Raw genomic sequence first — 13,010 nt, 5'->3', positions numbered from 1 at the left:
CCACAACTCGTCCGGCACCAGACGCTCCACGATCAGCACGCCCAGAGTCTAGCTATCCAAATGAGATGACTTCTAAGGGCTGGTTTTTCGGACGCTAACTCCGAAAAACCAGCCCTTACATGGCTGTCTCTGCAAGTGACTTCCGAATCAACTGCTCTTCCTGATCGGGGACAGCCTTGATGGTGCGTCGACGCCACGCCTCGGTGTTGCCGATCTTGCGGGGCCTGCGGCGCGGGCGTCGGGGGTGATCTGGGGGCTTCCAGCGCTTCGCCGACCAGGAGGCGGGTGGGGTCGGGGTTCCCACCTGGTCGCCCTGGTCCGGGCCGGCGCCCGCTTGGAACGCGGCATACTCGTCGAACGTTCCGACCAGGAGGCAGCGTGACCGCGCTCAAGTCCGAAACCATCCACACCGACCGGCTGACCCTGCTGCCCCTGCAGGCCGAGCACGCCGACGAGATGGCCGCTGTGCTGTCCGATCCCGGCCTGCACACCTTCATCGGGGGCGCTCCGGACAGCGCCCAGTCCCTGCGTGCCCGCTACGAACGCTGGGCGGCCGGCTCGCCCGACCCCGCCGAATCCTGGTGCAACTGGGTGATCCAGCTCCGCGACGCGGCCTGTCTGGCCGGCACGGTCCAGGCGACGATCACCGCCGACGATCGCGGAGCTGCCGCGGAGATCGCCTGGGTGGTGGGAACCCCATGGCAGCGGCGCGGCATCGCCACCGAAGCCGCCCAAGGCCTTGTCGCCTGGCTCCGAAAGCACTCGGTGCACACGGTCATCGCTCACATACACCCCGACCACGAGGCATCCAGCGCCGTCGCCACCGCAGCCGGACTCACTCCAACCGACCAGTGGCACGACCGAGAGATCACATGGCAGCTGGCAATCAGCTGACCACGCGCATCCACAGGTCTTGACAATTACTCGCCGCCGACGGGGGGTCTATCCACCACACGGACAGGGGTCTACCCACCAGCCGGACGGGGGTCTACCCACCACGCGGACACCATTAAGAGAAGTAGTAGAGAAGTCGCGGCGAGCGCCTCCCGGACGCCGAAGGCCACCTACAGGTGGCTACGCGCGCGAGCCGAACCGGCACTCCAGCACCGGGACGAACAGCGTGAGTCACCCGGCACTGCGGGTCGAGACGTCTCCTGAACGGCCGTAGGCCAGGTGACGGGCTGGCTGCGCGCGTGCGCGCGAGGCCCGACTCGAACGGATCGGCTCCGCCAGAGCCTAGATCGCCTTCTGCGGGGCGATCTTCGGTTCGAACGGAGCCGGCCGGAGCCGAGGGGCGGGTTGAGGCCGACGGAGAGGCCGTCAGGGGCTTTCGGAGACGGCGGGTCCGCTGTGGCGGTCAGGCGCGCGGGAGCAGTATGCCGAGTTCGACCATCGCGGGGGATGCGGGGCCGCCCTGGGAGCGCTCGGTCTTGGCGCCCTTGACGGTGGGGGCGATGGTGCGGGGGTCGACGGCTTCGGAGGGGGCGCCGGTGGCGTAGAGGCCGCGGGGCTCGGTGTCCCGGTCGTGGGGCAGGAGCCAGAAGACCCTGCGTCGGAAGGTGCCGGATGCCCGGGAGGCGCGGGCGGAGGGACCGAGGACGGCGTAGCCGACCATGCGTCCGGCGCTGTGGTAGGGGGGCTTGCCCTTGCGGGACTTGAGTCGCTCGAGGGACTGGCGGACGTAGTCGAGGTGCTCGGTGTCCTCGAGCCAGACGATGTCCGTTTCGTGGGCGAGGTCGGCGGGGTCGATCAGGGCGCTCACGGCTGCGGCTCCTCGTCGGCCACAAGGAGGCCGATCCCTGGGCAGTACTTGCGGGAGTTGGACAGGACCATCTCTTTCGGGGAGGTCATACCCAGTGTCTCGCGCACTCGTGCGGCGAATGCGCGGGCGCTCGCGGGGGTGGCGCCTTCTTCTGCGCACCAGCGGCTGTAGGCGCCGTAGAGCTGGGATTGCTCGGCGCGCAGCCCGTCGGCGATCTTGCAGGTGTCGGTGAGGAAGCGGCCGGTGCTGTCCTCGGTCTCGGCGTAGGCGGTGGTGGCGAGCTGGACGCTCCGGGGGCCGGTGAGGTCCTTGTCACCGGAGAAGTAGCGGCGGGCGCCGGCGACGAGCCAGGCGAGGATGCCGGGGCCTTCTTCGGCGACGAGGAGGCTCGCCAGGTTGTCGATCTTGCGGTCCTCCGCGACGACGCGTTCGAAGGGGACCAGGCGCATGCGGCGCCAGAACGCGAAGCCGCCGGAGTGGACGGGGCACGCGCCGCAGCAGGCCGGGGCGGGGAGGGCGGGCCGGGGCCTTGGGGGTGCGCAGCTTGCGGACGGCACCCACGGCGGCCGGGGCGGTGGAGAGGACGGAACCGAGGTCACGGACGGCGCGGGCGAGCTGGCCGGCCAGGTCCGCGACGACCTCGGCAAGGAGCTGCAGGGCGAGCCGAACGGGCGTCATGACGCCCCCTTCGGAAGAGGTGTGCTCCTTCACCCCTTCGAGGTGCGCAGAGTCCAAGCCGGCGCGCAGGGCGGCGTGGACGGTCCCCGCTGGGGGTGGGTGCGAACGCAGCGGCACATGCCCGAGCCGAGTCACCGGCAGAGCCGGTCGCCGTCTCGACGGCCGAGTCACGCACCGTCGCGCCGCGGGCCCCCACCTGGGGACGATCCGGCCTTCGACCCGCCACCGGACCGGAAGGTGGCAGCCTCGGCACTCCCTCCGCCGCCGGGACGCGGTGGCGCCTTCGTCCCGCTCGCGCGGCCGTTCGCCTGCCGACGGCACCCCACCGGCAAGTGCCGTGGTCGCGTCACGAGTTCTTCCGGGCACCCCACCAGACGTCGCCCACGGAGTAGACACGGTGCCACTCCTCGGGGCGGCCGTCCGACGGCACTGGCACGAGCATCGCATTCGCTTCCCGGCCGACCGAGCGGAGCTGGTCGTTCGTCAGGTGGCGGCAGAGCCAGAGCAGCGAGGCCATCTCCGGCGCTCTCGGGTCCGTCCGGGCCGGTGGGTGCGGCAGGGGCAGCCCGGCCATCGCCATCACGTCCTCGGGCGGGAGGCCGAGGACGGTGGCGAACGCTGCGGCGATCTTCGGAGTCAGCGCGGCTGCGCCAGTGCCCACTGCCGGAATCGTCGGGCCCGACAGTGTCAGGTCGGTGAGAGTGGCCAGGATGGTGGCCATGTCGCGCGTTCGCAGGTTTCGCCCGTACCACAGGAGGTTGACCAGGACGGCCCCGAACCCCGCGGTCCGGGGGTCGAAGATCTGCGGTGGTGCGGGCAGTATCTCGAGCGACTCGCGCGGAAGGCCTTCGACCAGGTCTACGAGGTGGGCCAGCCGATCGGCCGGCAGTACCCTCGCCGTCGCGACGAGCTTCGCCTTCCCGTAGCCTGTCTGGCTTCGGTGTGCGAGAGCCTCCGGCACCACGATCCCGGCCATCAGATAGAGATCGGCCGCATGGAAGCCGAGTGCCGGGGCGAGCAGGTCCAGTTGGGGGACCAGCGGTGGTGTACCGGCGAGGATGCCCTGGAGCTCCGCAACCGGCAAGCCGGACGCCGAGGAGAGTTCGGACGGCTCCGTCCCGCGGTGCTTCAGCAGTCGGGCCAGGATGGTGGCGAAGTACGATGAGTGAACCATTCTCCAGAACCTTCTTCACAGCGGGACGGCCGACAAAACAGCAACAGTACTAGTGCACCACCGGCCAGGGATCCCACAGGGCTTTTTCAACGTCCAGCCCAAGGTCGCGAAGCGCATCCATCACCATCTTTTTTTGTGCGACATAGTCACTCTCGTTGTAGTTCTTGGCGTAGCTTCCCGGCCGATAGTGACCGGACCCGTTTCCTATCCACAGAACTTCACCATCCGCCCCGATTTCGAAGTCGCCTGCGGCCAGAACGGGTTCAGTATCCGCGAGCGAAGTGTGACCGGGCCCCGATATGGACTCCGTCCCCACATCTTCGAAGTCCATCTGCATCGCCCGTACCGCGCCGTCCCTGGTCCGAACGAAGATGTAATTCCCTTCGGGCAATCTCAAGCCCTCTTGAGGCGTGATGACCACATCTTCGTCCCCGAGGGGCCGCTGCTTCTGGCCGTCCAATCCGGTCCGGTGCGGATCCCACGTGTAGGTGATCGGCATCGTATCCCCGGGCCCACTGCATATCTGACAGCCCTTCGGCGTACCGGCCTCGGCGCTCGCCTCCGGCGCGGCTTCGGCTGCCGGGTTCGCCGTCGGTGTCGGCGAACCGTCGGCCTTGGACGAGCCGCCGCTCGGGTGGACGATCGTATTGTTCGCGTCGGGGTTGCTCGACTTGTTGTTGGTGGGGCGGGGCGACGAGGACGGAGTGTTGGCTGCCTTGCCCGGGGACGGGGACGAGGAGGGGCGGTTCCCGGGGATCCCGCGGGAGTCGCCGCCGCGCGGCATGTCGCCGCTGTCGCTCCATTCGGACACCGGCCTGCCGGCCTCGATGGCTTCGTAGCTGCTTTCGTCCATTTCCGCCCGTAGCCGGGCGGCCTGGTATCGGGCGCTGCGCCGGATTTCGAGGGTGCGGCGTTGTTCTTCGAGCTTGCGGAGGCGTCGTTCGGCTTTCGATCCCTTGGTTTCCGGCTTCGCCTCTCCCTCCCCCGCCTCGGACTCGCCCTTCTTGCCCTCCTCTGCTTTGCCCTCCTCTGCCTTGCCTTCGGCCTCCCTGGCCTTGCCTTCGCCTTCCGGTGATCCGTAGCGCGGGACCACGCGCGGGAAGTTCCACGAGCCGCCGCCGCCCATCGCTCCGCCGCCGCCCGAGGGGTTGGAGAAGACGCCGTGTCCGGACGGGTCGGTGGCGTCGAGGGGGTCGTCGGCGGTGTAGGCGTAGCGGTTTGCGGTGGCGGCGTTGGTGGGGGCGAGAGTGACGGTGTCTCGGCTGGTGAAGGCGCCGGCGCTCGGGTCGTACCAGCGGGTGGCGGTGTTGACGAGGTGGGTGGCGGGGTCTGTCCAGCCGCCCTGGTAGCCGATGGCGGCGGGGGTGCCGGTGGTGGCGAGGGTGTTGCCCCAGGGGTCGTAGGCGGTGGAGCTGGTGGGGGTGTTGCCGGTGGGGGTGTAGGTGGCGACGAGGTCCTGGTGGCGGTCGCCGAGTGCGAGGGCGGGGCCGCCGGGGGTGGTGAGGGCGGTGAGGGCGCCGGTGGGTGAGCGGTCGTAGGCGCGGGTGCCGTCGCCGGTGATGTTGTCGCTGGTGCGGTCGTAGGTGAAGGTCGCGGTGCCGGCGGTGGCCAGGCGGCCGAAGGCGTCGTAGGTGTAGGCGGTGGTGCCGTTGGCGGTCTGCTGGTCGAAGGCGTCGTAGGTGCGGGTGGTGGTGCCGTCGGAGGTGAGTGTTCCGCGGGGGGTGTAGCTGTAGGTGGTGGTACCGGTGGACAGGCGGCGGTCGCGGTCGTCGTAGGTGGAGGTGGTGGCACCGGACTGGATCAGGTTGCCGTCGTTGTCGTAGGCGTACGCGGTGGTGGCGGTGCCGTTGTTCCAGGAGGTGAGGCGGTCGGCCCAGTCGTAGGTGTAGGTGTTGGCGGCGGCGCCGGCGAGGCCGGTGGTGGTCTTGCTGGTGAGGTGGCCCTTGGGGTCGTAGCCGTAGGTGATGGATGCCTCGGTGGCACCGGCAGGGCCTGTGAGGGTGTCGCCGGTGAGGCGGTGCAGCTTGTCGTAGGTGTAGGTGCGGGTGGCCGTGCCGGTTCCGCCGGTGCGGGTCGTGGTGAGCTGGTCCACCGCGTCGTAGGTGTAGGTGAGTTGGGCGCCGGTGAGGGGCTCGCTCTGGGTGGTGAGCCGGTTGGCGGCGTCGTAACCGAAGGCCGCGGTGCCGGCGGCGTCGGTGCGGGCGGTGAGGTTGCCTGCCGCGTCGTAGCTGAAGGATGCCTGGCCGCCCGTTCCGGTCTGGGCGGTGATCAGGCTCCGGTCGTCGTAGGTGTAGGTGTTGGTGGCGGTTCCGACGGTGCCGGAGGTGAGGCGGCCGGCCTGGTCGTAGCCGAAGGTGCGGGTGGCGGTGGCTGCTTCGGCGCTGGTGCCGGTCTGTTGGGTGAGGTGCCCGTCGGCGTCGTAGGTGTAGCCGATGACTGTGCCGCCGGGCCGGGTCTCCGCCGTCAGTTGCAGGGCGGCGTCGTAGGCGCGGGTGTAGGTGCGGTCGGCTGGGTCGGGGTAGGCGGGCGTGGCGGGCTCGACTGTGGATTCGGCGAGGCCCAGCGAGTTGTACGTGTAGTAGACGTCGGCGGGAGTGGCACCGGCGGTACGGGTGTGGGTGTAGCGGGTGAGGTGTCCGGCCGGGTCGTGGCCGAAGCCTGTGGTGATGGAGGTGCCTGTGGCGACCGGCTGGGTCTGCTGGGCGATTCGGTCGGCGGCGTCGTAGGTGTAGGTGGTGGTGCGGCCCATTTCGTCAGTGGTGGAGGTGCGATTGCCGTCGACGTCGAACGTGGCTGCGGTCCGGGCGAGCACGGTGGTGCCGTCGTCGGACAGTTGCGCGGTGCCGGTCTCGTGGCCGGCCCGGTCGTAGGCGTGGGTGGTGGCGGTGTTGTCGGGGAGTGTGGTGCGCAGCAGTTGGCCGGCGAGGTTGCGGGTGTAGGTGGTGGTGTGGCTGAGGGCGTCGGTGGTGGCGACGGGTTCGTCGGCGGCGTTGTAGGCGGTGGTGCGGGTGTGCTGGTTGGGGTCGGTGACGGCGATGGGGTTGTCGGCATCGTCGTAGGTGAGGGTGGTGGTGTAGGCGGCGGGGGTGGGCTGGCGGACCAGGTCGGTGGCGGTGCTCTGTCGGCCGAGGTCGTCGTAGGTGGCTTGGGTGACGGCGCCTGCGGGGTCGGTGCGGGAGAGCGGTTCGCCGGCGAGGTCGTAGGAGGTCGTCCAGGTCGGGGTGGTGCCGTTCACGGGCGGGCTGGTGGTTCGGACCGGGCGGCCGAGTTGGTCGTAGCTGATGGTGCTGACCCGGTTGAGGCCGGTCGGATCGACGGTGAGGGTGGCGGGCAGGCCGGCCGGGTCGTAGTCGATCGTGGTGACAGGGGTGACGGGGGTGGTGGTGCCGGGTGCGGTGTAGGTGTTGGCGGCGGTGGCGGTGACCTGGCTGTCTGCGTTGTAGGTGAGGGTGGTGATGTTTCCGTTGGGGTCTTCGGCCGAGGTGCGGTCGCCGAAGGTGTTGTAGCCGACGGTGGTGATCGGTGCGGCGCTCTGCCGGAGGGCCTGTCCGGTCGCGAGGTTGTAGACGTCCGTGGTGACGGCCGGGGCGATGGACTGCACGGTGTGCCCGGCGGCGTCGTGGACGAAGGAGGTGGTGAAGGCGGCGGGGTTGGCGCCGGTGGCGTTGCCGAGGGGGCTGATGGTGGTCAGCGGGAGGCCGCGCTGGTCGTAGGTGTTCTTGACGACGGAGTCGGCAGGGGTGTTCTTGACGGTCTGGGTGAGGACCTGGCCGACCTTGTTGTAGGTGGCGTCGATCTCGCGGCTCTCGCCGCCGCCGGACAGGACGCTGGTGAGGATGTTGTTGCCGGCGTCGTACGTGTATGCGGTGGTGCGGTTCAGGCCTCCGGGGTCGAGCGTTGTGGAGGTGGTGCGGCCCGCGGCGTCGAAGACGGTGGCGACGGTGGTTTTGCCGCCGCCGGTGGTCTGCTGGGTGAGGTGGCCTGCGGCGTCGTAGGTGTTCTGCTGCAGGATGACGGTGCGTTGGGTGCCGTCGGGGTTGCGGTAGGCATCGAGGTCGGTCTCGGCGACGGTGTTGTCGTCGTTGTAGTAGGTGTGGGTGGTGCGGCCCATCGCGTCGGTGACGGTGGCCAGGCGGCCGGCCGGGTCGTAGGCGCGGGCTTCCAGGATCTGGAAGCGGGAGGGGACGGGGTCCAGCGGGCTGCCGGTGTAGTTGTTGATGCCGGTGCGCAGGAGTCGGCCGTCGCCGTCGTAGGTGTAGCTCCAGGAGGTGCCGGCCGTGTCGGTGCGGTTGATGGGGTGGGCTTCGGCGTCGTAGAGGTAGCTGGTGGCGCGGCCGGCCGGGTCGGTGCTCTTGGCGAGTTGGTTGTGGGTGTTGTAGGCCCAGGTGACGGTGCGGGGGCTGTCGCCGCCGGTGGTGTCGGAGACGGTCTGCGTGGTGCGGTTGCCGTCCGAGTCGTAGCCGGTGGTGGTCTTGCGGGTGTGGACGGTGCCGGTGACGGCGTCGGTGGTGGCGGGATCGGTGCGGGTCAGGGGGTGGCCGAGGCCGTCCCAGGTGTATGTGGTGGTGGTGCTGGCGGCGGCGGGGCCGCAGTCGGTGCAGGTGGTGGTGGTGGCGGCGCGGCGGCCGAGGTTGTCGTAGGTGTAGGTGGTGACGAGGCCGGTGGGTGCGGTGGTGCGGGTGAGGTTGCCGGTCTTGTCGTAGGCGTAGGCGGTGGTGGCCCCGGCGGTGTCGGTGCTGGTGGCGAGGAGCGCGGGGGGTTGGGTGCCGGTGGAGCCGACTGCGGGCTCGGTGCCTGCGGTGTAGGTGACGGTGGCGGTGCGGCCGGTGGGAAAGTCGGGGGTGGCGGGGGTGGTCGTGGTGGTGGGGTCGCCGAGTGCGTTGTACGCGTAACTGGTCGCGTACGTGGTGTCGTTGGCGTTCTTTGCGCGGGCGTCGCTGCTGGTCAGGCGTCGGTCGTTGGCGGGGTTGAAGGGGTTGGCCTGGTCGAGCGAGTAGGTGGCGTATGCGGTGTGGCAGTGTGCGGCGTCGGTGCAGGTGGTGGTGGAGACCGGGTTGCCGCGCTCGTCGTGGCCGGTGGTGGTGGTGTGGCCGTCGGGGTCGGTGACGGTGTAGAGGAAGCCGTGGGTGTCGTAGCCGTAGCGGGTGGTGGCGGCGTTGGCGTCGGTGACGGCGGTGAGTTGGCCGGTGCGGGTGTCCCAGCGCCAGGTGAGGGTGTGGGAGAGCGGGTCGCTGGCGGTGGCGGTGGTGATCTTGGTCTGGGCGGCGGCGCTGCCCATGGCCTTGTAGTGGGCGGTGACGGCGTCTGCGTTCAGCACGGCCGGGTAGTAGGCGACTTCGGCGATGGTGCCGGTGAAGCGCCCGTCGGGGCTGGTGGGGTGGTTGGGCCAGGTGCCGTCGGCGGTGCCGGCACCGACGTAGGCGTAGGCGGTGCCGTTGGCGAACACGGTGCGCTTGGTGGTGCTGCCCGCTGCCTTGGCGCCGTCGAGGTAGAGGGTCTGGCCGTTGTCGTCGCCGGCGAGGACGGCGTGGTGCCAGACATTGTCGTTGACGGCGCTGCCTGAGATCAGGGTGTTGGCGGCGTCACCGGTCCACAGGTCGCCGTAGAGCTTGCCGTCGACTCCGACGTACAGCGCGGGGTTCCACTGGTCCACCCCGCCGGTGTGGGCGGCGCCGAGCGGGAAGGACTGGTAGCCGTACAGCACGCCGGCAGCACTGGTCTTGAACCACAGTTCGATGCTGTTGGGGCCGCGGACGGGTATGGCAGTGCCGGGCAGTTGGAGCGAGGACGTGGTGCCGTTGAAGGAGGCGGCGGTGCCGTCGGAGCTGCCGGAGGGGCCGGTGACGCCGAGGTTGGTGCTGGTGTAGGTGCCGTGTCCCTGTTCGGGCAGGGCGGTGCCGAGGGTGTCCTGGACGATCTTGGCGCCGACGGGTTCGTTCAGCCGCCAGTAGGCCTCGGGGGTGGAATCGATGACTCCGGTGCGGTAGTTCGCCGACTGGCTGACGGCTTCGCCGGCGGGGGCGGTGGCGTAGCTGTAGTGACGGCCGATCGTGTTGGTCTCCAGGGCGTAGCCGTAGTAGGAGAAGTCGGCGATCTGGCCGGTGAAGTGTCCGTTGCTGTCGGCGGGTTGGCTGGGCCAGCCGGTGACGGTTCCGGCTCCGAGGTAGGAGTACTGGGGGCTGCTGTACTTGGTGGGGCCGGTGACGGGGTTTCCGCTGGCGTTGCCGTCGAGGAAGAGCTGCTGGGAGTAGGAGCCGTTCGTGAAGCCGACGACGAGGTCGGCCATGTGCCAGGTGTTGTCGTTGACGGCGGTGGCGGAGACGGCGGTGTTGGTGTTGTCGCCGTTCCAGATCTGGCCGCGGAGTTTGCCGTCGGTGCCGATGTACAGGACCGGGGTGTAGGTGGCCGGGGTCGCGCCGCCGGTGGGGTCGGACTGGTAGCCGTAGATGACGCCGGGCTTCGCGGTCTTGAACCAGACCTCGACGGTGGCGGTGTTGCCGACGTGGGGGGCGGCGGCCGGGGGCAGCTGAATGTAGGAGGTGGTTCCGTTGAACGTGGCCGTGGTGGTGCTGCCGGTGGTGTAGGGGCCGCCGGTGGCCTGGGTGGTGTTGGAGTAGGTGCCCTGGTTCTGGGCGAGGGCCTGGGAGGTGAGCAGCTCGGCGGCCTGGTTACCGGCGGTGTCGTTCAGGCGCCAGTAGCCGGACGGATGGGCGTCGACGACGGCACCGTCGTACGCGGCCGTGCCGTTGGCGGCTTGGGCGTACAGGGCGGCAGCGCTGATGCCGTGGTCGAAAGCGGCAACGTCGGCGATCTGGCCGTTGAAGTGGCCGAACGGATCGGTCGGGGCGGACGGCCAGCCCGGTCCGGCGTAGCCGGCGCCGAGGAAGACGTGCGTCTGCCCGTTGGACTTGATCTGGCCGGTGAAGGTCCCGACAGCCTGACCGTCGACGTACATGGTCTGGCTGACGGGGTTGTCGGCGGACAGCACTGCTTGGTGCCACTTGCCGTCGTTGACGGTGGTGGTGCTGGCGAGGGTGTTCTCCGGGCCGCCAGTCCAGAACTGGCCGTGGAGTTTGCCGTCGGTGCCGACGTACAGGGCGGGTGTCCAGCGGTCGGTGCTCACGCTGTGGGTGCCGCCGATGGGGAAGGACTGGTAGCCGATCAGGGTGCCGGGGCTGGTGGTCTTGAACCAAAGAGACAGCGCGCCGGCACCGGCGGCCGGGGTGTAGGCGGCGGGGAGTTCGGCCCAGGAGGTGGTGCCGTCGAAGGTGGCTGCCGTGCTGCCGGTCATCGGGCCGGCCGTGCCGAGGGTGACATTGGAGTAGGTGCCGTTATTCGGGGTGGGGCGCGGGGTGTAGACGGCGTTGGTGGCCTGGCCGGCCTTGCTCTCGGCCAGTCGCCAGTATCCGGCGGGGCGGGAGCCGAGGACGGCGCTGCGGTACTCCTGTTCGGAGCCTGCCACGGTGGGCTGGTTGAGCTTCCAGACGCCACCGTTGGGGTCGGTGTACTGGGTGGCGCGGTCGTTGACGGTGTCGTAGCTGACGGCGAGTTTGGTCTTGCCCGAGGGCAGGGCGACGTTGGTGAGCTCGGCGGACGGCTTCTGCGCGGCGGCCCATTGGGCGGCGACGGCGGGGGCGCCGAGGGTGCGGTTGTAGAACGCGACGTCGCTGATGGTGCCCTTGAAGTAGCCGGCGTGGCCGGTGTTGTCGCTGCCGTTGTAGAAGGGCTCGTCGGGCCAGATGCCGCCGGTGAAGCCGCCGCCGACCGTCTCGACGCGCTGTCCGGGGGCGACGATCTGACCGCTGCGGGTGCCCTGGGCGCTGCCGTCGAGGTAGAGGGTCTGGGTGTCGCCGGCGCCGGTCAGCAGCGCGTAGTGCCACTTGCCGTCGTTGACGGTGGTGGTGGAGGCGATCGGGTTGACCCAGCCGTTCCACAGTTCGCCGTAGAGCTTGCCGGAGGTGCCGACGTACAGGGCCGGGGTGTAGGGGCCGACGGTGTTCGCGGCGGGGAAGGAATCGGTCTGGTAGCCGAACAGCACGCCCTGGCCGGTGGTCTTGAACCACAGGCCGACGGTGGCGTAGGCGGAGGTGTCCAGGAGGCTGCGGGGCAGGGTGACGACGCCGGAGGTGCCGTCGAAGGTCGCGGCGGTTGCGGCGGACCCGTTGCCGGGGCCGGTGGTGCCGAGGGTGATGCCCTGCGCGGAGTATGTGGCCTTGTCGGTGCCCTGGTTGGCGATGGTCTCGCTGTTCGCGGTGGTGCCGGAGGCCTCGCCCAGGCGCCAGTAGGAGACGGGCCCGGCGTCGACGACGGCCGAGCGCAGGTGGGAGCCGGAGACGTAGGTGTATGTGGTGCAGGGGCGGGCGGTGTTGGTGCCTGAGGGTGGGGTGCAGACCTGGGCGAGCCGGTCCGGGTCGGTGGTGTCGTAGCTGTAGGTCCAGGTGAGCGCCGTACTCGCGTCGCCGGCGGCGGCCGGGTCGGTGGCGACCTGTGCGATGTGTCGGCCGTCGGTGGTCCAGGTGAAGTGCAGGGCGCGGCCGGAGGCCTGGTCGGTGACGGTGTCGAGCTTGCCCCCGGTGTAGTGCAGCGCCTGGGTGTGCTGCTGGCGGTCGGTGATCTGTGTCAGCAGGAACCCGGTGTCGGACGGCTGGGCGAAGGTGTACATGGTGCCGGTCTTGTCGGCGAGGGTGAAGCCTCCGCCGGCCCGGGCGGCGAGGGTCTCGAACTCGCCGGCGGGCGAGGTGTAGACGGCCATGCCGGTGGTGGTGCGCGCCGCCGTAGACCACTTAGGGGTGCTGCCGGAGTGGTACAGGTACTGAACGCCGGTGGCCTTGTCGACGGCGAGGATGTCGGTCCCCAGGTCGCCGGCGATGCCGTTGACCGGGGTCAGGTCGCGCAGGTTGTCCCATCCGGTGCCGAGCTGGACGGGACTGCCGAGGGTGGCGGAGCCGAGGGTCGTATTGGCGCTGCCGGGGTAGAGCAGCAGGTTGCCGGAGCCGTCGATGGCGGCGATGTCGCCGCGCCCGTCCTGGTTGAAGTCGCCGCCGGTCAGCTCGCGCACACCGTTCCAGCTGCCGCCGAGCGCGGTGCGGGTGCCAATCGACGAGCCGTCGGAGGCTATCGGGTAGGCGTAGAGCGTGCCCGTGGCGGGGTCGACCGCGACGAGGTCCTTCTTGCCGTCGGCGGCCAGCGGCGGCGTGATGGCAAGGCCGGTCATGCCGTTCCAGCCGCTGCTGGCGAGGGTGATCGCGGTGCCCGGGGTGGTGCCGACGCGTCCTGGGTAGAGCTTGAGGGCTCCTGTGTTGTTGGTGACTGCCAGGATGTCTCCGACACCGTCGCCGGTGACGTCAGCGCCGACGATGTCGGACTGGCCGTTCCAGCCGTCGCCGAGCCATCGAC

At 69.9% G+C, this 13,010-nt stretch carries 4 protein-coding genes and 1 pseudogene; 1 reads left to right on the top strand and 4 read right to left on the bottom strand.

Translation table 11 applies throughout. The annotated features are described in order from the left end of the window. Positions 1-378: 378 nt before the first annotated feature. Entirely contained in the window at positions 379-894 is a 516-nt protein-coding gene (locus IEZ12_RS35900; protein ID WP_189278409.1) for a GNAT family N-acetyltransferase, read from the top strand. A gap of 463 nt (positions 895-1,357) precedes the next feature. Here the strand turns inward: IEZ12_RS35900 and IEZ12_RS35895 are convergent, their stop codons facing one another. From IEZ12_RS35895 to IEZ12_RS35880, 4 genes and pseudogenes are all read right to left on the bottom strand, one after another. Continuing rightward, entirely contained in the window at positions 1,358-1,762 is a 405-nt protein-coding gene (locus IEZ12_RS35895) for a DUF6009 family protein (protein WP_189278407.1), read from the bottom strand. Next, positions 1,759-2,244 (bottom strand): annotated as a pseudogene (locus tag IEZ12_RS35890) (DNA primase); the annotation flags it as partial. The pseudogene IEZ12_RS35890 and the gene IEZ12_RS35895, both read right to left, overlap by 4 nt. A gap of 542 nt (positions 2,245-2,786) precedes the next feature. Next, the gene (locus tag IEZ12_RS35885; protein WP_189278403.1) at positions 2,787-3,614 is read right to left on the bottom strand and encodes a hypothetical protein; all 828 of its coding nucleotides are present in this window, start codon (positions 3,612-3,614) and stop codon (positions 2,787-2,789) included. 49 nt (positions 3,615-3,663) lie between these two features. After that, on the bottom strand, positions 3,664-12,828 hold the full coding sequence (locus IEZ12_RS35880; RefSeq protein ID WP_229848626.1) for a LamG-like jellyroll fold domain-containing protein: 9,165 nt from the start codon (positions 12,826-12,828) through the stop codon (positions 3,664-3,666). Positions 12,829-13,010: the final 182 nt, after the last annotated feature.

Origin of the sequence: Kitasatospora griseola, from assembly GCF_014648555.1 — a bacterium.
Taxonomy (GTDB): domain Bacteria; phylum Actinomycetota; class Actinomycetes; order Streptomycetales; family Streptomycetaceae; genus Kitasatospora; species Kitasatospora griseola.
The sequence above is the reverse complement of the archived record's forward strand: the minus strand, read 5'-3'. Positions and strand labels throughout refer to the sequence as shown.

What these genes read in the sequence shown, in the direction of transcription:
- IEZ12_RS35885 (WP_189278403.1), bottom strand. Translation starts at nt 3,614, where the DNA reads ATGGTTCACTCATCGTACTTCGCCACCATCCTGGCCCGACTGCTGAAG.
- IEZ12_RS35880 (WP_229848626.1), bottom strand. Translation starts at nt 12,828, where the DNA reads ATGACCGGCCTTGCCATCACGCCGCCGCTGGCCGCCGACGGCAAGAAG.